This is a genomic window from Bacillus sp. NMCC4 (assembly GCF_002998555.1).
In the GTDB taxonomy this organism is placed as follows: domain Bacteria; phylum Bacillota; class Bacilli; order Bacillales; family Bacillaceae; genus Bacillus.
The window spans coordinates 489196-509414 of the sequence record NZ_PVRA01000002.1; the positions used below are offsets into that span (position 1 = coordinate 489196).

General features: G+C 41.7%; 22 protein-coding genes. 16 read left to right on the forward strand and 6 right to left on the reverse strand.

Features of this window, described 5'->3' with window-relative positions; all coding sequences use genetic code 11:
* Nucleotides 1–16 precede the first annotated feature (16 nt).
* Nucleotides 17–598, forward strand: a complete 582-nt coding sequence (locus C6Y02_RS06715) for an undecaprenyl-diphosphatase (RefSeq protein WP_106030927.1) — start codon at nucleotides 17–19, stop codon at nucleotides 596–598.
* Nucleotides 599–650: 52 nt separating this feature from the next.
* Here C6Y02_RS06715 and C6Y02_RS06720 read toward each other — a convergent pair whose 3' ends face one another.
* Complete coding sequence (locus C6Y02_RS06720; RefSeq protein WP_034660752.1) at nucleotides 651–1022, reverse strand: iron chaperone; 372 nt, start codon at nucleotides 1020–1022, stop codon at nucleotides 651–653.
* A gap of 508 nt (nucleotides 1023–1530) precedes the next feature.
* The gene (locus tag C6Y02_RS06730) at nucleotides 1531–1776 is read right to left on the reverse strand and encodes a hypothetical protein (protein ID WP_034660753.1); all 246 of its coding nucleotides are present in this window, start codon (nucleotides 1774–1776) and stop codon (nucleotides 1531–1533) included.
* Nucleotides 1777–2216: 440 nt separating this feature from the next.
* Here C6Y02_RS06730 and C6Y02_RS06735 point away from each other — a divergent pair, with 440 nt between their 5' ends.
* The 5 genes from C6Y02_RS06735 (at nucleotide 2217) to C6Y02_RS06755 (ending at nucleotide 6303) form a co-directional block, all read left to right on the forward strand.
* On the forward strand, nucleotides 2217–2870 hold the full coding sequence (locus tag C6Y02_RS06735) for a CotZ-related putative spore coat protein (protein WP_060596385.1): 654 nt from the start codon (nucleotides 2217–2219) through the stop codon (nucleotides 2868–2870).
* A 74-nt stretch (nucleotides 2871–2944) separates the two neighbouring features.
* Entirely contained in the window at nucleotides 2945–3289 is a 345-nt protein-coding gene (locus C6Y02_RS06740; RefSeq protein ID WP_034660755.1) for a DUF3992 domain-containing protein, read from the forward strand.
* Nucleotides 3290–3375: 86 nt separating this feature from the next.
* Nucleotides 3376–4236, forward strand: a complete 861-nt coding sequence (locus C6Y02_RS06745) for a BclA C-terminal domain-containing protein (protein ID WP_223256505.1) — start codon at nucleotides 3376–3378, stop codon at nucleotides 4234–4236.
* Nucleotides 4237–4492: 256 nt separating this feature from the next.
* Nucleotides 4493–5605, forward strand: a complete 1113-nt coding sequence (locus tag C6Y02_RS06750) for a response regulator aspartate phosphatase (protein ID WP_106030929.1) — start codon at nucleotides 4493–4495, stop codon at nucleotides 5603–5605.
* 461 nt (nucleotides 5606–6066) lie between these two features.
* On the forward strand, nucleotides 6067–6303 hold the full coding sequence (locus tag C6Y02_RS06755) for a hypothetical protein (RefSeq protein WP_060596409.1): 237 nt from the start codon (nucleotides 6067–6069) through the stop codon (nucleotides 6301–6303).
* Nucleotides 6304–6330: 27 nt separating this feature from the next.
* Here C6Y02_RS06755 and C6Y02_RS06760 read toward each other — a convergent pair whose 3' ends face one another.
* Together C6Y02_RS06760 and C6Y02_RS06765 are read right to left on the reverse strand one after the other, a co-directional pair.
* A complete protein-coding gene (locus C6Y02_RS06760; RefSeq protein WP_106030930.1) occupies nucleotides 6331–7026 on the reverse strand; it encodes a YoaK family protein in 696 nt (231 codons plus the stop codon).
* Between the two features lie 34 nt (nucleotides 7027–7060).
* Nucleotides 7061–8926 (reverse strand): DNA ligase D, encoded by a 1866-nt coding sequence (locus C6Y02_RS06765; RefSeq protein ID WP_106030978.1) that lies wholly within the window; start codon nucleotides 8924–8926, stop codon nucleotides 7061–7063.
* A gap of 114 nt (nucleotides 8927–9040) precedes the next feature.
* On the opposite strand from C6Y02_RS06765, the gene ku reads away from it, so the two are divergent.
* The gene (gene ku / locus C6Y02_RS06770) at nucleotides 9041–9889 is read left to right on the forward strand and encodes a non-homologous end joining protein Ku (protein ID WP_106030931.1); all 849 of its coding nucleotides are present in this window, start codon (nucleotides 9041–9043) and stop codon (nucleotides 9887–9889) included.
* A 146-nt stretch (nucleotides 9890–10035) separates the two neighbouring features.
* Here the strand turns inward: ku and C6Y02_RS06775 are convergent, their stop codons facing one another.
* Nucleotides 10036–10479 (reverse strand): DUF2188 domain-containing protein, encoded by a 444-nt coding sequence (locus C6Y02_RS06775; RefSeq protein WP_060596411.1) that lies wholly within the window; start codon nucleotides 10477–10479, stop codon nucleotides 10036–10038.
* Nucleotides 10480–10639: 160 nt separating this feature from the next.
* Here C6Y02_RS06775 and C6Y02_RS06780 point away from each other — a divergent pair, with 160 nt between their 5' ends.
* The 7 genes from C6Y02_RS06780 (at nucleotide 10640) to C6Y02_RS06810 (ending at nucleotide 16681) form a co-directional block, all read left to right on the forward strand.
* On the forward strand, nucleotides 10640–11113 hold the full coding sequence (locus C6Y02_RS06780; protein WP_060596412.1) for a VOC family protein: 474 nt from the start codon (nucleotides 10640–10642) through the stop codon (nucleotides 11111–11113).
* Nucleotides 11114–11161: 48 nt separating this feature from the next.
* Nucleotides 11162–11575 (forward strand): Rrf2 family transcriptional regulator, encoded by a 414-nt coding sequence (locus C6Y02_RS06785; protein ID WP_106030932.1) that lies wholly within the window; start codon nucleotides 11162–11164, stop codon nucleotides 11573–11575.
* Between the two features lie 129 nt (nucleotides 11576–11704).
* The gene (locus tag C6Y02_RS06790; protein WP_106030933.1) at nucleotides 11705–12556 is read left to right on the forward strand and encodes an SDR family oxidoreductase; all 852 of its coding nucleotides are present in this window, start codon (nucleotides 11705–11707) and stop codon (nucleotides 12554–12556) included.
* Between the two features lie 190 nt (nucleotides 12557–12746).
* On the forward strand, nucleotides 12747–13463 hold the full coding sequence (locus C6Y02_RS06795) for a (Fe-S)-binding protein (protein ID WP_066031759.1): 717 nt from the start codon (nucleotides 12747–12749) through the stop codon (nucleotides 13461–13463).
* A 21-nt stretch (nucleotides 13464–13484) separates the two neighbouring features.
* Nucleotides 13485–14906 carry a LutB/LldF family L-lactate oxidation iron-sulfur protein gene (locus tag C6Y02_RS06800; RefSeq protein WP_106030934.1) on the forward strand — a complete coding sequence of 474 codons (1422 nt, stop codon included), beginning with the start codon at nucleotides 13485–13487 and terminating at the stop codon, nucleotides 14904–14906.
* Nucleotides 14906–15628 carry a LutC/YkgG family protein gene (locus C6Y02_RS06805; protein ID WP_106030935.1) on the forward strand — a complete coding sequence of 241 codons (723 nt, stop codon included), beginning with the start codon at nucleotides 14906–14908 and terminating at the stop codon, nucleotides 15626–15628. Before C6Y02_RS06800 ends, C6Y02_RS06805 begins: the two co-directional genes overlap by 1 nt.
* A 144-nt stretch (nucleotides 15629–15772) precedes the next feature.
* Nucleotides 15773–16681: a DMT family transporter gene (locus tag C6Y02_RS06810; protein ID WP_106030936.1), complete on the forward strand. Its 909-nt coding sequence runs from the start codon at nucleotides 15773–15775 to the stop codon at nucleotides 16679–16681.
* A gap of 12 nt (nucleotides 16682–16693) precedes the next feature.
* Here C6Y02_RS06810 and C6Y02_RS06815 read toward each other — a convergent pair whose 3' ends face one another.
* Nucleotides 16694–16885, reverse strand: coding sequence for a hypothetical protein (locus C6Y02_RS06815; RefSeq protein ID WP_060596417.1), 192 nt, complete (start codon nucleotides 16883–16885; stop codon nucleotides 16694–16696).
* Between the two features lie 110 nt (nucleotides 16886–16995).
* Between C6Y02_RS06815 and C6Y02_RS06820 the strand changes: the two genes are divergently transcribed.
* Nucleotides 16996–19212 (forward strand): RNA ligase, encoded by a 2217-nt coding sequence (locus tag C6Y02_RS06820; protein WP_106030937.1) that lies wholly within the window; start codon nucleotides 16996–16998, stop codon nucleotides 19210–19212.
* A gap of 456 nt (nucleotides 19213–19668) precedes the next feature.
* Nucleotides 19669–20214: a TetR/AcrR family transcriptional regulator gene (locus tag C6Y02_RS06830; protein WP_249114887.1), complete on the forward strand. Its 546-nt coding sequence runs from the start codon at nucleotides 19669–19671 to the stop codon at nucleotides 20212–20214.
* Nucleotides 20215–20219: the final 5 nt, after the last annotated feature.

The following is a 20219-nucleotide window of genomic DNA, read 5'->3' on the forward strand; positions in this document are numbered from 1 at the left end:
AAAGGGATGAAATGAGATGCAGGGATATAATGAAGATTTATTTAGGTGGGTGAATCAGCTCAGTATCGATCATGGTTACTTGAATCCGTTATTCATTGGACTAGCTGAATATACAGTGCTGTTAGCAGCGCTCATGTGTCTGTTCATATGGTTTCAAAATCGGATCAGAACCAATAGGCGGGTGGTCGTATCTGCCGGATTTACTTTCATATTGGCAGAGTTAATTGGCAAAATTGCAGGAATTTTTTATTCCAACCAGCAGCCCTTTGCCGAAATGAGTCATGTCAATCTTTTGATTCAGAAGGAAGTAAATAACTCTTTTCCGAGTGATCATACCATCTTTATTTTTTCTGTTTGTCTGATCTTTTGGCTTTTTCACAAACGCCATGTTTATTGGCTGATCATTGCGTGCGCCGTTGGTTTTTCAAGGATTTGGGTAGGTGTCCATTATCCATTTGATGTCTTAGCAGGTGCTGTCATAGCGTGTTTAACAGCGGTCGCTGTTGTATATTTGCCGATATGCCAAAGGAGCGTTAATACCATTTTGTCATGTTATGAGTGGCTTGAGCAGAAAGTTGTAAGGAAGAAAACAAAATAACATGTTGCAGCAAAATACCCCGATCTGTTAATGGCTCAGATCGGGGTGCTTTTTATTTTCGCCAAAACGTTGAACAATCCGCTTTGTCTTCGATATTAAATTCGATGATTTTTTTTAGGAGAGGATAATCAACTGGCAAGCTTTCCTTCATGCGAAACATCTTTTTTCCATGATCGTAACCCGCTTGTACAATGTCAGCTGAAAAGTGATCGATTCCTTTACCTTCTGGTGCGACAGAAATGTGATGTTTTGCTACGCTAAACCCAATAATAAATGTGCCGTGGTCTGTGAACATGGGCTGATTCCAAGCAATTCTTGGCTCTAATTGAGGGAATGTGTCTAAAATCCATTGTAAAATGTCTTGTGTGCGCTGCTTCAGCTTTGGATTACCGATATTGCTTACATATTCTTCAAACACATGCATGATGTTTTATCCTCCAATTCCATTGACCTCATACGTCTCAGACGGGATTCGAACCCGCACTCCTTTCGTAAGCATAGGTTAGGGGCAACACGCCGCTCTACGGAATTTCACCTGTCGCAGCTAGTGTGCTTTTCGATGCTTCTGAACCCTTACCTTGCGGCTCGCCAGCTATAATTCGTTTTACAGTGCTCTAGCCTTCTAGAGCTGCTGAGGCGCGGAAGTTATTGATCTTATTATATATAGTAAAATGCTAATAGGGTTATTGTAAAGAAAAACCTATGTATAAAGAGATTAGGGAGATTAAACCAAAATATGCTCCAAAATTAACTATTACAAGGTATATAATGAAATCGGTATGAGTGAAAGATTGTATACACGTTTAAAAGCAAAGACTTTCCTAGACCTGGATTATGCTCTCAATGAGGTTTAATTTAAAGCACCCGTTTAGAGGAGTTTGACTTTGAAGTAAAAAACGACCCCAAAATTGGAAGTCGTTTTGTAAATATTTTTATTTTGAAACAAAGCATTTTCCGTTAGATAATACTTCGCATTTTACAAGGAAATAACTGTTACTACTTGTCCAAACTTGAGTGTAACTTACCCCATTTTGTTTAATTAATACGTAATCCCACTGATCAGGATAAGCATCTCTGACCCACTCTAACGGAGCAGCACTTGCAGTATTCATAGAAAATAACATTGTTGCAGAAAAGGCGATAGATAATACAGCTTTTTTTAATGTTGATTTTTTCAAACAAAACAACTCCTTAATTTGAATTAACCTATTATTTGTAAATAGGTTAATTCAATAGTATCAAAGAGAAAAAGCATTTTGTGTCGAATTTTGTAAAAATGCCTTAAATTTACCTATTTATATAAGGTGATAATTTTCACAATGTATGAATAAACCTTTTAACACTTTTAAAGGTGTATTGATTTGTTTTTTTATTTGCGTATAACTGGCGTCGTTTTTTGCGGAGCATGACGTAATATCGTATTATGCGATAGATGAATTGAACAGCTTTTAAAAGTGACTTTTCGTTCGGTAAATTTTGCGATTAGTTCCATGGGTTCTCTTTCTGCCGCTGATCTTTACGCGAATCGCACAAAATAGTCAAAGGCACATATGATAAAAGACCATATGGATTTGTATACAGCATTGAATTGGGCTGATAGAAAGTGACAAACCTGTTGATGAGTAAACTGAAAGAGATAATTAATCAAACAAAAAATGAAGGCTTTACTCACAAACGTTCAATGAGTTCTCCTTTTTTGCTCATCATGGAAAATGGGGAACCTTTCTACTCCTGGGTGTTCGTTGAAAGAAGTGTGTTTAAGACTTGCTATTTTTCTTTGATTTCCATCAATGAAGAACAGAATTGTGTGGTATTAGAGCTCCTTGTTCCATGCTGCATGAGGTCGACTTGCTGTCAGAAAGTCTTGTATCGATCCAGTTCAAAGATCCTTGTTGATCTTTCTTTTTTATGCGGAATGATTGAAGCAGAGCTGCCAGTATATGATGCGCTCATTTTAAAGAACATAGAACCTCACCACCTCCTTCTTGATTTTTCAACATCTCCCAGTTCGGTTGAAATCTGGCGTAATGGAACAAGATTACTAAATACAGCAACAGTGGTTTTGCATCATCATGATGATCAAGAAGTGCCAGTTTCTATCACCATTCAAACAAAAAAAGCATGTCATGACATATGTGTCCAAAAAGGAGAAAGTCGATCGATTACTGTAAAAGATATGATGTTGATTTTAAAGAAACAAGCCACTGAAAACGTGCAAGCGCGCTTAGACATTCAATTAAACATGGTACAAAGGAAAAAAATAAGGCTTTGAGTCTGGGATAATCGCACAATCTTCATAGATCACTAGATCATAGTCTATCAAGAATAGGTTGAAGGAGGGTTAAAATGGCTATTTTAGGCGGGTGTAGTAATGAGCAAACAGGCTTTGTGAATGATGCGGTATGCTTCACAGTCGATTTAGCAGCAGCAGCGGATCCAGTTGTCGTCTGGACGGATGGAACACCATTTGTCATAAACGGGACCATTATGGTGGAAAACAACGGAATCGTGGCTGTAGCACCAACTGTGACATTAGAGGTCAACGGTGCGGCTGTTCCAGATTTCACTGTACCTCCAGGAGAGAGTCGATCCATTACGCTCAGCGATCTTAACTCCATTGGGATTGTAGCTACTGGCGGGACCTCGACTGGAAGTATTGTCGTTTCTTTTTCTCTCAATTATCAGTATTAGTGTGTATGTCTTAAAGATTCCACAGTTTGAAAGAAGTGAGAGGCATGTGCGCCCAACTTAATATGTGTGGAGGAATAACAGGTCCAATGGGAGCAACGGGAGCAACCGGCCCGACCGGAGCAACAGGTCCAACGGGAACAACCGGATCAACCGGCCGGACCGGAGTAACCGGAGCAACAGGTCCAACGGGTTCAACAGGAGCAACCGGCCCAACAGGATCAACGGGAGCAACCGGCCCGACCGGATCAACCGGCCCGACCGGAGTAACCGGAGCAACAGGTCCAACGGGTCCAACAGGATCAACCGGCCCGACCGGAGTAACGGGTCCAACAGGAGCAACGGGAATAACCGGAGCAACAGGTCCAACGGGAGCAACCGGAGTAACCGGAGTAACGGGAGTAACGGGTTCAACAGGATCAACCGGCCGGACCGGAGTAACAGGTCCAACGGGAATAACCGGAATAACGGGTCCAACCGGAGTAACGGGAACAACAGGATCAACGGGCCCAACAGGAGTAACAGGTCCAACCGGCACAATTGTGACCGCTAACTCAATGTACGCGTCCAATACGTCGGGAAGTACAGTGCTTGTTGTCATAGGCGGGACAGCGGTTTCCTTGCCTAATAATCAGAGCTTAGATGGTTTTACGGCAAGTGGTGGAAATACGATTTTTACAGTGCCTGTCTCAGGTCGCTATTTCATCACATATCAAGTGAACACAAGTGTAGCGTTGCTTGCCGGAACAAGGATCATTAACAGCGGATCTGCCATTCCTGGTTCTATATTAACACCCGCTTTATCGGCATCTACCTACAACGTATCACTCATTACAACACTTGCAGCAGGTAACCAGATTTCTCTCCAAATTTTCGGTTTAGTCGCAACAATAGTGTTACTTGGGGGAGGATCGGTTGGAGCGGCACTCACCATCATACGATTGGAATAAGGAAAAAAAGCCCAAAAAAAGGGCTTTTTTCATTTCATCACGAGATGATTGGGTACTTTAAAACCGAAAAAAGGTGAAATATTTACGCAAACATCATTGACTAGAAGAAAGAAACGCATTTTCAATGGAAACGGTTATTGAAGATTCAAGTGATTCATATTAAAATGATCTCAAATGGACTAATTAGCAATTGCTAATAGAAGTTCCATATTTAGTGAAATCATGTGATGCAGCTGAAAGTGATTGGGGGTGTAGAATGAGCAAGATTCCTGTTGCGGAATTGGCATCATTATTAAATGACTGGAACATGGAAATCAAAAAAGATCATGCAGATGAGGCAGAACGGTTATTTGCTAAAGCGAAACAAGCGGTAGAGGAAATTGACGATGCGGACATCCTTATGTACTATTCTCTTCTTGAGAAGAGGCATCACATTCTCATGTACAATTTAAGAGGGCAAAAGGGCAGTGTTTCAACGAGAAGTATAGAAGGTCATCACAGGAAAAAAGAGGATGACTTGTCTAACCGACTTGCCTACTATTTTGATTTTTATGAGGGTGTGTATGAGCAGCATCAAGGAAATTACGAGGTTGCATTGCAAATGTATCAAAGTGCTGAAAAGCTCTTAGATAAAATTCCAAGTGAGATCGAACGTGCTGATTTCGATTTTAAGGTGGCCTGGCTTTACTACCGGCTTAGTCATATCATGCTCTCATTAAGCTATATCCGCAGAGCACTTCACGTCTATAAACGGCACAAGCATTATGAAAGAAGAACGGCACTTTCATACTCTCTCATTGCGGCGAATCAAACAGAGATCGGCCGGTATGAAGAGGCGCTTGAAAATTATCGCCTGGCGGAAGAGGTTTTGACAAGCGAGCAGGATGACTTTATGCTGGCTCAGCTCCATCACAATGTAGCCATTTTATATTCATTTTGGAACAAACCGAAAGAATCAATACGTCATCTTGAAAAAGCACTGTCCCATCAAGAATATTATGAGTCGGATTTCTTTTTCCATTCTACGTATCTGATCAGCCGGGAACTCTGTGTGATTGGTGAAAAGCAGCGTGCAAGCCAATATATAGAGGCTGCGTATGCCAGAATAAAAGATGCTTCTCATGAAGTGTTTCAGCTGAAAATAGGCATCGTCCATGACCTTTACTTAACGAATGCACCACAAAGATTTCAGCAAATTGATGAGAAATTAAGAAAGTTAGAAGAGAAGAATGAATATCATGAAGTAAAAGAGCTTTCACATTTTGCTGCTAAGTATTGTGAAAAGCAAGCACTTTATGAGCAGTCTGTTTTTTACTTGAACAAAAGTTTAGAAGCGGATTTACATATGAAAAGAATGGGGTTGATTTAAGATGAAAACAGGTTTAAAAGTATTATTCGTTGTAGGTTTAGCGATCGCTGCGTCAGTTCTGACTCAAAACGTTGCGGGTTCTTTCGAAGTAGCAGAAAAAATCATTGGTGGTTAATCCACCATTTATCTCTCGCCCTTGTTGATCATCGTCAGCAAGGGTTTTTTGTATGTTGTTAATAGGCTCTTCTTATTAAACGCTACAAGAACGTTTAATAAGAAGAATTCGCAACAAAGGGGGTGTGCAAATTTGTTACCTGCCCCATTATTCTAAATAAACATAGGGCAGCGCAACAAGTTAAAAAGGTCACCTTTCTTTGCTTAATTTAATTTTTTGCAGGACTTTTCATTCACATTTTATCAAATTGGTCTATTGTACATAGAAGTAAAAGAAAAAGTCGGAACACCGCTCCATTTGTCATGCATATGATGTGATGAGTTGTTAGACGAAAGCAGGTGATTGTATGTATCCACGAGTTTATGGAGGTTTTCATGGAGGCGGTTTTAGCGGTGGGGGAGCACATATCGGATCGGTTGGTTCTCATATCGGCTTTGGCGGATATTATGTGAGCCCTGGTGTGTTTTCTGGTTTAGGCGGCTTCCCTGGATACGGGGGATTCGGGACATTTTCTGGATATCCGTATGGCTCCACGTTCATTATGGGGCGTCCTCCTGGTTTTTATGTGAGAAGTTATGAGTGAACGTTGAAATAGCCATCTAACGATTGGCTATTTCAATTGGTGAAAATGCTTCAATGCAGCAGTGATCACAATCACCCCAAGGATTGAGATAGGCAGCCAAATGATGATAAACGGATCGTACGCATCTGTGTATGCCGCTAAAGCGGCACCTAGGCAGTAAAAGACAATAGAGCCTATTCGCATGAAACTGACATGCTGAATAGGAGCTTTTCTTTTTTCCCGGTGTGAAATGCGCTGAGCCAAATCTTCAAATAGGTTAGCGAGTGTACTCGTTAGAACCGTTGTGGAAATGCCAGCCACATTTAATTTGCGGGCGGCCGCTGTCTGGAGACCCATGGCCATACTTAAAAGGATAATCAGCATAAAATAAGCACCTTGTGTATAAGGGAATATGGTCATGAGAGCAAATAGAAGTAGTATCATGACTTCTATGATAAAGATACGTGTAACGGCTTTTGGCCAAAATGTTTTCTCATGCTTTCCGCCTATCACAACAGCAAGTAAAACCCCTAGAACGAATCCACTCAGTGCAGTGATGGAATGAAGGGCTGTTAGCTGCAAGGAGCTTCCTGCTGCAATGCCAAGCAGCACAATATTACCTGTCATATTGGCTGTAAACACATGCCCTAGGCTCAAATAGCCAATCACATCCACAATTCCTGCGGAAAGGCACAAGAAGATTAGTGCTATATTTCGAAATGAATGTGCGGTCAAAATGGTCATCCCTTTCTTACTCTCTAATGAATAAGTGTAACGCTTAATGACCGCGTATGTCCATCTTATGTGCCGGTATGATGTCTTCAAGCCGATGTAAGACTTGTCTGAAAGTGTCATCATTTACAAGATGCCTCATGCGGCGGAATGGATCGCCTTTTTCCTTTAGACGCTCTATAACAACTGGCATGGTAAACAAAGAAGGATGAAGTCCATCTTGATGGAGTTCGTCCCATTCAAGCGGTGTCGCTACAAGTCCAAGCTCATTTCCTCTTGGTGAATAGGGCGCGATGATTGTTTTTCCAGCATCGTGCTGAATATAGTCTAAATACAAGCGATTGCCGCGTTTTTTCTTAAGACGTTCTAGAGTAAATAGCTCAGGGGCTTGTTCACATAAAAATTGACATATAAACGCGGTGAATGATCTCGTTTCTTCGTATGTGAAGGCATTTTTCTTTAATGGAATATACACTTGCAGTCCTTTACCGCCGCTTGTTTTAATAAAGGCTGTGAGAAAGAGACCGTCTAAAAGCGCTTTGATTCGCTTGGCAGCCTCTATGGCTAGATGAAACTCGTTAACAGATGGCGGGTCTAAATCAAAGACGATTTCGACCGGCCGGTCCGTATCCCTTGTTTCAAAAGGAATATGAAATTCCATCGCCAGCTGGTTACCGAGCCAAAGAAGCGTCTGCGGGTCATTACAGACCGTGTAAGCAATATCATCAACTTGATCGGTCAACACAAAATCTGGTGCATAATCAGGTGTCGACTTTTGATAAAAGAATTCATCCCCAGCGCCATGAGGGAACCGAATTAAAGTAAGTCGTCTTTCACGTAAAAAGGGCAAGAGATAGGGAGCCGCTTGTCTCAAATAAAGTAAGTAATCTGCCTTGTTCAGATGAAGAGCCGGCACAATCGGTTTTTCAGGATGAGTGACCTCAATCACGGCAGGGAGCGGATACAGCTGTTTGAGCATTTGCTGAAACGTACATGCTGCTGGGTCAGTATCTAGTAAAAAGGAAGAAAAACGCGGCTCTCTTAAGGCGGATCCATCAAAGGATATACAAGCAATGCTGGCGACGATAGAAGGAGGGATTTCATATCCTGATGCTCCTTTTAGCTGGCCTTTTGTTTGAAAGAGTGTACGCAGCGTTTGTTCTTCTTCTTTAGAAAACCCATGCTTGAATTGGACAACCTCGGTGAGATGATGATCTTGATAAATACAGCCTTGGAAATAGCCATTTTCTTTATCAAAACGAGTCACAATGACAGAGACATAGCGCCAGTTTTTGACTTTCAGCCATTCTTTTGACCGGGTATTGTCGTGCCATTTACTCGTCTTTTTTTTCGCAACGAGTCCTTCTGCTAAATACGTCGTCATCAGCTTTTTCATATATTCATGATTTGTGTCTGTATGAATAAGTTGAAGAAGGGAAGGGTGCTCCAGCTGAACAGTTGGCGGAAGTTTTGCTTCTTGGAAAACTTGCTGTAACTGTTTTTTCCTATCCATCAACGGTAAATCAACAAGGGATCTCCCTGTACATCTTAATAGATCAAATGCAATCAAATGACATGGAAACCACTCAGCCTGCAGCTTTATAGCCTCTTTGTTTTTCAGCCTGCCTCTTTGCTGAACCCTCGCAAAATCGCTTTGCTGTTCATCCAGTAAAAAGACCAATTCCCCATCAAACGTAAGTGGTAAAAAAGGAGCAAACTGGTCCCTTAATTGTTCGCACTGTTCAATAACCTCAGGAAACTGTTCGTTTAATCGTTTTCCGGCTCTACTTTCTAAATGAATCTCGTTTTCCTCCCATATCAGGATGGTCCGAAAGCCATCATATTTTAATTCATACACCCAGTCTGAACCGGTAGGAATATCATGTGCCGCCGTTAATCGCATAGGTTTCATTGTCATGTCACTTCCTCATATGATGTGTTCTTAGAGTGGGATGAAATTTTCATTCGCATACATAAGTCTAACGAAAACATTACATAGTAAGGAGAAAAGAACGGAGGCGACGCGATGCATACAGTTTGGAAAGGCGGCATTAGCTTTGGACTAGTCAATATTCCAGTTAAGCTGTTTACTGCTACAGAGAACAAAGATATTAAATTAAGACAGCTGCATAAAGAGTGTCACACGCCCATTAACTATAAAAAGGTTTGTGCCAACTGCGGGGAAGAGGTGGCACCAGAACAAATCGTCAAAGCGTACGAGTATGCGAAAAATAAATTCATTGAATTAGACGAGGAAGAGCTTGAAAAACTGCGAAAAGAAAATGAAGAAAAAGCGGTTGAAATCATTGATTTTGTGAAAATAGAAGAGGTTGATCCAATCTATTATGAAAGAAGTTACTTTTTATCACCAGATACGGGCGGTGCGAAGGCTTATTCATTATTAAGAAAAGCTTTAGAGGAATCTGGGAAAATTGGCGTGGCAAAAATTATGATCCGCTCAAAGGAGCAATTAGCGATCGTTAGATGCTATGAACATATTTTGCTGATGGAAACCATTCATTTCCCTGACGAAATTAGACAAGTATCTGATGTACCGAATATCCCCCAAGAGGAGAACATTGTGAAAAAGGAGTTAGATACAGCGCTCCTTTTAATCGAGCAATTAACCACAACTTTCGATCCAGCGGCATATCAGGATGAATACAGAGAACAGCTGATGAACTTAATTGGCGATAAAATATCTGGAGAACATACGGTTCAGCCAGAAACGACAGGCAAAAAAGATCCTGCATCCAATGTGACTGATTTAATGGCAGCTCTACAGGCTTCAATCGACCGATCAAAACCAGCCAAAGCGAAAAAAGCGGCTCCTAAAAAAAGAAAAGCACCAGCGAAAAAAGAAAAGAATGCATAAGAAAAGACCGCTTTCGAGCGGTCTTCACTTTCTTCTTTTCAGCGTGATAGAAAACCTTTGAAGTCTAGGAAGGACGAGCACCGGAGCGCAGACCTGACAACGAATGCGAGGGTTTGCCTACACGCTGAGACCGCTTACGGGCGGTCTTATTGCGGTTTTAACACGTCCTGAATTTCCCCGTCTTTTCTGTGAATAACAACAGAAGTCCCTTTATTAGATGCAATCTCCTTTGCCCGGTCAATTGCTTCTTGTTTCGTTTCTTTGACCTCACTTGCTCGTTTCGCTTTCTCTGTCTGAACCGCCCAGCCTTCTTCATGTTTGACGACATGCTGCGCATGATCCATGAGCTCTGGTCTTGCGGAGCTGCTGTTTTTAGAAGGCGTGACTGAACCATGAGCTGAGAAATTCTCTATCTCATTCTTCGTTGCATTCTTTTTCCACTCTTTCGCTTGACTGATCGCAATTGGGATGGCTCTATTTTCGTCATAGCCTTCCTGTATCATTTTGTTGGCAATCTCAAGCGCTTTTTTTCGAATGACGTTATCTAACGATTGAAATGAAGCCGGATAATCATTCATCGTCCAAGGCATATGAAACGCTCCTTTCTTTTATTTGAACACCTTCCCCCATCTGCAATGGATCAAACATATCATTCTTCTCAAACCAATGAAGGGGATAAAATACATCGTTTTGCTGAGGCGGAATCTCATCAAATCCAGCAGAATAGAAGGGAGAAAAGGAGTGGTTTTGATGATGATAAAAGGTTTGTATGAAGCCCATTTACCTGTGAGTGATTTGAAGGCATCTATTGCGTTTTATGAAAAATTGGAATTGACACTTGCTCACGAAAATGAACGAGTTGCTTTTTTATGGATTGAGAAAGGAAAGAGCTGGCTTGGCTTGTGGAAAGTAGATATGAACGCCTATCCATACCATCCATCAACTCGGCACGTTGCCTTTCAAATTACAACGTCCAGTATCGAACAGATCAAGGCTTGGCTGGTTGAAAAAGGCATCAGTATTCACCCAATGTTTGGCTTTTCAGAAGAGGAACAGCCTTTAGTTCTGGATAATCCGCCGCAATTTCATGCAGCGATCTATTTTCTTGACCCAGATGAGAATTTGCTTGAATGCATTGCCCCGCTTGAACTTGATACAGCAGAAGACTACGATATCATGACATATGAGGACTGGGATCGAAAGAAAAATCCGTTTATTGATTGACAAAATCACTCATTGTAACTATATTGATTACAACGGTGGTGAAAGATTGTGAAACAAATTAGCAGCAGGTATCCAATTGCTGTTCATATTTTGTCATTTATTGCAGGTGTTCCAAAAGAGTGTACAGGGGATTTTATTGCGGAAAGTGTGAATTCAAATCCAGCCATTGTTCGAAAAATGATGGCAATGCTCAAACGGGCGGGTCTTATTGAGATTCGCCGTGGAGTAGGCGGGGCTTATTTAAAAAGACCGGCAGAGGAAATCACGCTGTTAGATGTGTACCGTGCTGTCGATGTAAGCGAGGATGAAGAATTATTTAACTTCCATCAGCCAGTCATCGCATGTCCGATTGGTCAAGCAATGGATACAAAACTGAGGAGTGAACTAAAAGAAGCTCAGGCAGCGCTTGAAAATCACCTCAAACAAGTGACCATCCAGCAATTGTTGACAGAGTCAGAATAAAAGAAGCTCAGGCTGAACTTGAGCTTTTTTTACACCAGTTGTTGTAATCGATATGGTTATAACGAATAAACGGATACGTAAAGCTGTAAAAACATCACCGTCGAATCACAAAATGAGGAGGTCAAACAAATGAAGTTATTAGTAACAGGCGCAACAGGACAACTTGGATCGCTCGTCGTCCAGCATTTGCTTACAAAGGTACCGGCTGAACAAATTGCGGTCAGTGTTCGAAACCCGCAAAAAGCAGCACATTTGAAGGAAGCTGGGGTGGATGTACGCCACGGAGACTTTACTCAGCCAGACATCCTTAAGGCAGCCTTTCAAGGCATTGACCGTCTTTTGATCATTTCAACTGCAGAAGGAGACCGCGTGCAGCAGCATACGGCTGCCATCCAAGCGGCGAAAGCAGCTGGTGTATCCTTTATTGCTTATACAAGCGTTGTGAGTGCAAGAGAGAGTCAGCTTGTCCTTGCACATGACCATGCAAAAACAGAAGAAGCGATTGTGGCCTCTGGCATTCCTCATGTGTTTTTAAGAAACAATTGGTATGTAGAAAACGAAAAAGATACGATTCTAGCAGCCGTTAGCGGCGCACCATTTTTAAGTCCAATTGGTGATGGCAAGGTTGGCTGGGCAACAAGAAATGACTACGCAGAAGCGGCCGCAAATGCGTTAACACTTCCTGTACATGACCAGGAGATATATGAGCTGTCAGGACCTCTTCGGACGCATACTGAACTTGCACACATTGTCAGTGAGGTAAGCGGAAAAGAGATCAAAGTCGAGCAAATTGATGTCGACACATTTGGAGAATTTTTAGCTTCAAATGGTGTACCAAAAGAAGCTGTGCCATTTGTCAAAGCCATTCAAAGCGGCATTCGCGATGGTGCCTTAGCTGTTGAAAGCCGTGATTTCGAAACATTATTAGGCCGGCCCTTAACACCTATCGAAGAAAGAATTCGTGAATTGATTTCAAAATAAATCTTCTCAAGCGCCCTATCAAAAGGGCGTTTTTTTCATTCAAGCTACACATGCCATATGTCCAAATTTAGACAAATCACTTCGTTGAAATTTCAGAAATTTGGGATTAAAATGAAAATAAGGCCTGTTATTTCGTCATCAGATGACCAAAGTGATGATTCAAATTGCAGCAAAGAAGGGAAGTTCGCCGATGAAAGTCCATTTATTCGTTACCTGTTTAATTGACACCATGCAGCCAAATGTAGGAAAGGCGACAGTGAAAGTACTAGAAAGGCTCGGTGTAGAGGTGGAATTTCCAGAGGCACAAGTGTGCTGCGGACAGCCAGCCTTTAACAGCGGCTATACAAAAGAAACCATCAAAGCAGCAAAAAACATGATCAAAGCCTTTGAATCTGCTGAATATGTCGTGACGCCGTCAGGTTCTTGTAAGGCGATGTTTTTAGAATATCCTCATCTTTTAAAAGAAGATCCAGTGTGGACTGCAAAAGCTGAGGCACTTGCTGAGAAAACATATGAATTAACCGAGTTTATTGTTGATATATTACACGTCACAGATGTAGGGGCGAGCCTGAAAGGAAACGCAACCTATCACACATCCTGTCATATGACGAGACTGCTGCGAATTAAGGAAGCACCTTTCACACTGTTGTCAAATGTCAAAGATTTGACGATGACACCATTGCCGCGCGCAGAAAATTGCTGTGGTTTTGGAGGAACCTTTTCAGTAAAAATGACACCTATTTCTGAGCAAATGGTCGATGAGAAAGTCCAAAGCATAGAGGAGACAGGCGCTGAATACATCATTGGTGCTGACTGCGGCTGTCTGCTCAATATTGGCGGGAGGCTGAATCGTCTTGATAAGCCCATTCAAGTGATGCATATCGCAGAAGTATTAAATAGCCGCTGACTTTAAGAGGGGGAACGGCAAATGAGTATGAAAATTGGAGAGAAGGGCTTTAAAGAACGAATCGGGGAAGGGTTAGAAGATACTGTCATGAGAGGTGCTGTTTCCTCAGCGCAGGAACGCCTGTATGAAAGGCGGCTATCTGCGAGCGAAGAGCTTGGCAACTGGGAAAAGTGGCGAGAACTTGGCGAGGAAATCCGGCAGCATACGCTGACGCATCTTGATGACTACTTATACCAATTAAGTGAAAGCGTTAGTGCACGTGGAGGACATGTCTTTTTTGCAAAAACAAAGGAAGAGGCATCGGCGTATATACAAAATGTGGCACAGAAAAAAGCGGCCAAAAAGATCGTTAAATCAAAATCAATGGTCACAGAAGAAATTGAAATGAATCAAGTGCTTGAAGAGATCGGCTGTGAGGTGGTGGAAAGCGATCTTGGCGAGTATATTCTGCAAGTAGATGATCATGAACCTCCTTCACATATTGTGGCACCTGCTCTTCATATGACGAAAAAACAAATACGAGAAGTCTTTCACGAAAAGCTCGGATATGAGATGTCAGAGACACCTGAAGACATGACGAGTTTTGTGAGAGCCATATTACGTGAAAAGTTCCTCGAAGCTGATATTGGTGTCACTGGCTGTAATTTTGCTGTCGCCAATACAGGTTCCATCTGCCTTGTGACAAATGAAGGGAATGCGGATCTTGTCACGGCTATCCCGAAGACACATATCGCCGTTATGGGCATGGAACGGATTGTTCCAACGATGGAGGAACTGGATGTCCTTGTTGGTCTTTTGTGCAGAAGTGCAGTTGGTCAGAAATTAACAAGTTATATTTCTGTCGTCGGGCCAAAAGGAGAAGAAGAAGTGGATGGACCAGAAGAATTTCACTTGGTCATTGTAGACAATGGGCGGTCCAATATATTAGGTACTGCCTTTCAGCCTGTTCTCCAATGTATCCGGTGCGCAGCCTGTATTAATGTGTGCCCAGTTTACCGGCATGTGGGCGGACATTCATACGGATCGATTTATCCGGGGCCAATTGGCGCTGTTCTTTCGCCGCTTCTTGGCGGCTATGATGACTACCAAGAGCTCCCCTTTGCATCAAGCCTTTGCGCAGCCTGCACAGATGCTTGTCCAGTAAAGATCCCGCTTCACGAGTTATTAATAAAACATCGACAAGTCATCGTTGAAAAAGAGGGGAGAGCGTCTAAAGCTGAAATGATGGCGATGAAAATGTTCGGAATGGGCGCATCGACTCCCGGAATGTATCAATTCGGAACAAAAGCAGCCCCTGTATTGATGAATCGTATGGCTTCAAACGGACAGATTTCAAAAGGAATAGGTCCTTTAAAGAATTGGACAGATATTCGTGACCTGCCAGCTCCAAGTAAAGAAAGATTCAGAGATTGGTTTAAAAAGAGACAGAAGGAGGAGCAGTGATGAAGGGAACCATTTCTCACCGAGAGTCGTTTTTAGCTCATATCCGTAAGCAATTAGGTAAAGATTCCTCCCCGTCTGCATCTATTCAGCGTCCAGCTTGGAAGCATCAAGTCCAGTGGGAAACAAACGGACTTTTGTCTAAAGAAGAACTAGTCGAGCAACTGAAGAAGCAATGTCAACGAATTCACACAAGAGTGGTCGAAACAACACCAGAGGAAGCGCCCTCTGTATTAAGATTATTGATGACAGAGTATGGAGAGGGTTCTGTGATGACGCCTGTCGATCATCGTTTTGAACAATATGGATTTCATCCGATGTTTGACAGCTTGCAGCACGAAGGATTCGCAGTCACCAGATGGAATGCTGAGGCATCAAGGGAAGAAAATATCAGGCTGGCAGAACAAGCGACATATTCGGTTGTATTCAGTGATTACACCCTTGCAGAATCAGGTACAGTCGTCCTTTCATCCCATCAGGGCCAAGGCAGAGCGCTGCATTTTTTACCGATGATGTATATCGTGTGTATCGAAAAAAGCACAGTGGTTCCGCGGATGATTCAGGCTGTTTCGGCTCTTAATCGCTCGGTAGAAGAGGGGGAGCAGGCGAAAGGTGCTATTCATTTCATATCAGGTCCGAGTAACTCTGCGGATATTGAGATGAATTTAGTGGTAGGTGTTCATGGTCCAGTTCGGGCCGTTTATCTATTGATAGATGATGAGTAGGGCTTTCGAGATGAAAGCCTTTTTTTCATGCAAAAAAGCTCACACAAGTTTTAAAATCATCTTGCCTCTAGCGGATTGGACATAGTAAGATGACGACATACAAGATGAACTTCTCATCTACTGCTGATGTAAAGGAAGCTGCTTATGGAAATGAAGTCAACTGCTCAAAAGAAATCAATTGCACTACCGCTTGTGATTTCAATTATTGCCATTTCGTTTTCTGCTATCATTGTGAAATGGTCAAATGCACCTGCTGCTATTTTAAGCATGTATCGAATGATCTTTGCCGCGGCTTTTATGCTGCCGTTTATCCTGCCACGTAAAAAAGAATTTCTTTCAATAAAGCGCAGAGACTGGTTTTTCTTATGTATGTCAGGCTTCTTTTTAGGACTCCATTTTGTGTTGTGGTTTGGCTCACTGAAGCTGACGACTGTGGCAAGCTCTACTATTATTATCGCCCTTCAGCCGATGGTCTCCTTATTAGGCGGCTTTCTCATTTTCCGTGAACGAACCACGCTGCCCGTACTCTTGACGATGTGTGCAGCGATTGCTGGTGCACTCATGATTGGATGGGGAGACATAGGTCATAGCCAGGAAGCCATCCTAGGAGACATTTTATCCTTTTTAAGTGTGATCGCGGTTGTTTGTTATTTATTAATAGGTCAACAGGCTGTAAGGAAAATATCTCATTGGATTTATAGTTTTTGTGTGTTTGGTTTTGCTGGTCTTTTTTTAATTCTATTCAACCTAATGCAGCAAACTCCTTTTACAGGCTATCCGGGTAAAGAGTGGGGGATTTTTTTATTGCTTGCCATCATTCCCACCATGTCTCATGTCATTAATAATTGGCTTTTAACCTATGTCAATGCCACAACGATTTCAATGAGTATACTTGGCGAACCTGTTGGGGCCACGATTCTTGCTGTGTGGCTGCTTGGAGAGAAGATTACACTGCTTCAAATGTGTGGCGGTCTTCTTGTCCTTTTAGGCGTCTTTTTCTTTTTGATGCAGCAGCGTCAAGGAATTGTGATGAAACCAAAAAAATCCGGTTAAATCCCGGATTTTTTACTCTTTTAAATCATTTTTTTCAATCACTTTGTTCAATCTTTCCTCAACCTTCTTCAATTCCATTCGTCTTCTTCTGATCATTCGAAAAGAGGTGACAATCATAGTCACGATAACAGCAATGAATAGAAGAGAGAACACTTGAAATAAAAAATCTCCAAGATTGAATGCCATATTCTCTCCATTAGACATACGTAAAACCTCCCTTTCTATCTATATATTACCATAATCAATAAAAGATTGAGATTTATCCATAATTTATCTATAATAGGTAAAATATCACTCATTAAAGGAGAACCAATATGAGAACTTTAGTCCTTTTACGAGGTCTCCCAGGCGTAGGTAAATCAACTTGGATCAAAGAGCAAGGCTTAGAGCCATATACTTTATCAGCTGATCAGATCCGTCTTTTGACCCAGCCGCCGCAGTTATCTGTCAATGGGAAACCGGAAATTACGAGCAAGCATGATCATAAAGTGTGGTCTTTATTATTTGATTTACTCACAGCCCGAATGGAACGTGGAGATTTTACTGTGATTGATGCGACACATGTCACAAGCAAGTCGATTTCTCAATATAAGTCGTTAGCTACTACGTATCGTTACAGGGTGTATGTCGTCGATTTCACGCAGGTGCCGCTTGAAACAGCCCTTCTGCAAAATCGCTCACGGGAACCTCACAAAGTTGTGCGGGAGTCTGTTTTATATCAAATGAACGAGCGGTTAAAAACAGAAAAGGTCCCATCGTGGGTGACTGTTTTGCAGCCTGAGGAATATCCGCAAGTGATGACCTATCAGCCTCGATCCTTCGATCAATATGAGGCCATTCATGTCTTTGGAGATATTCACGGCTGTCATACCGCTCTGACCACCTATTTACAAGGAGATATTAAAGAAAACGAACTTTATATCTTTGCAGGTGATTTGCTTGATAGAGGAATAGAAAACAAGGAAGTATTAGAATGGATGCTCGCACATAGAGAATGCCGGAATGTCATCGTGATTGAGGGCAATCATGATCAGCATTTATACCGGTTTGCACATGGTGAAAAAGTAAGAAGCAATATGTTTAACCGGCATACTGCACCTGAAATCGAAGCAGCAGACTTTGATTTAAAAGAAGTACGGAAGTTTGTCAGAACATTTCATCAGCTTACTTATTTTACGTACCATGGCAAGACATTTCTTGTTACCCACGGGGGGCTTGCTCATATGCCAGAAGAGCTTCTGCATGTCTCAACACAGCAGCTCATTCACGGTGTAGGTGAATATTCAGATGACATTGACCACTTGTTTGTTCAAAACACCGCTGGATTAGATGTCATTCAAATTCACGGGCATCGTAATTTATACAGGCTGCCTATTCAAGCATCGGAAAGATCTTATAATCTAGAAGGCCAGGTTGAATTCGGGGGGCAGCTGAGGGTCTTGAAAATCACAGCTGACGGGATTGAGACTCATGAAATTGACAACCCAGTCTATAGAGCTTCTGAGAAAAAACCATCGGCTGCTCTTCAACCAGATATCTCACTGGATGACTTTTTAGCTCACTTAGATCAGCATGAATATGTACAGGAATTAAAGCTTCCGCACCATATTTCATCTTTTAATTTTACGAAAAAAGCTTTTAGTGAACGGCAGTGGGATGATGTGAATTTGAAGGCAAGAGGTTTGTTTGTCAATATGGTGTCAAAGCAGATTGTTTCAAGAAGCTACAACAAATTTTTTAATATTGACGAGCGTCCGGAGACAAAAATGCATCATCTAGTGAACCATCTTCAATTCCCTGTTACCGTCTATGATAAAGCAAATGGATATTTAGGAACGGTTGGGTATAACGAAATGGAAAATGAATTGGTGTTTACGTCCAAATCGTATACATCACATGTGAAGCAAAATCCGCATGCTTCCTGGGTCGAAGAGCTATTTTATGCAACCTTTGACGATGTGCAGGTCGACTACATCAAATCATACGTACGTGACAACAATGTATCTCTTGTGTTTGAAGTCATTTTACCAGAGAAAGACCCACATATTATCACATATGATCAAGATCAACTCATTTTGCTTGATATTGTGAAGCGTCAGCTAAGCTATGAAAAAGCACCATTCACTGAAGTGAAAAGGTTAAGCGAACAGCTTGGAATGTCCTGCAAGCAGGAAGTGGCTGTGTTCCATAATTGGACGTCTTTTTATAAATGGTATCAGGCAGTATCTCATGACGACTCTATTAAAGAAGAGGGATATGTCATTGAGGATGACAGAGGCTTTATGACCAAGCTCAAGCTTCCTTATTATCAATTCTGGAAGCAGATGCGTGCTATTAAGCAGCGTGTCGCCGAGAAACGTTCCACACAAAAATATATGCAGGCATTGCAAACAGCGGAGCAAGCTAGATTTTATACGTGGCTTCTTGAGCAAGATGCCAATGATGTCAGGAATAGCTCAATTATTGAGCTGCGAACACAATTTGAGCAAAGCGATGCTGCCCAATTGAATAATGATGAAATAAATGCATAGTCTAAACATGAGTCTTTTCTAAGGAAAAGGCTTTTTTTGATGCAATTGAAAGGTAGACCCATATATGCCTGATCATATTGAAGTGATTCTTCGAACGATGTTTGCTTTTGCGATTTTATTTGGTGGAGCACGTCTTCTTGGAAAGCAAACATATTGATACATATGACGGCCATATTCAGTCTCCGATTGATCAAGAATGAACGTGTAGTGCAGAGGTCACCCGCATGACACATATCTGCCAAGATTTCTAAGTCCTTTGGATGCTGTCTGACTAGGCATCATTTCTCAATTATTATTATTTTCAGAAAATGTGATGACGGAGAAAAATAAGTGTGTTTAAGTATATATAGAAGAAATTAAAATATTAATATAATATACCGCATGCGGAATGAACATTCATTCCTGAAATGAGGAGGGGATGAAGTGCCAGCAGTGACTGATAAACAAGAACAGATTATGAAGGCTTCACTAGATTTATTTATTGAACGGGGCTTTGATGGGACCACGATGCCGATGATATCAAAAAGAGCAAACGTCGGAGCAGGAACCATTTACCGTTATTTCGACAGTAAAGAGGCCCTCGTTAATATTTTGTACCAGCGCAGCCTTTCTGCATTTATCGAAAAAATGAACACAAACAGTCCAGATCCAAAGGCAAGTATTCGGGCGTACTTTAAGCATGTATTTTATTGCTTGGTTTTATTTACAAAGGAGAATCCAAGCGGGCTATATTTCTTAGAAATTGATAAACGATCCCATTACTTAGACGAGACGAGCAAAGAGAAAATGCAGCTTTTGTTACATGAGCTATTCCTTATCTTTGAAGAAGGGAAAAAGGATGGGATTCATCCAAATCTCTCAGGTAGAACCATTTTATCGATTGTATTTGGTGCCTTTGTACAGCTGCATAAACAAATTCTTGCAGAAGAAATAGAGCCAACGATTGAATTTCTAGAGGACATTGAGCAATGTTTATGGCGCGCCATTAGCGTTGCTTCTTAATGATA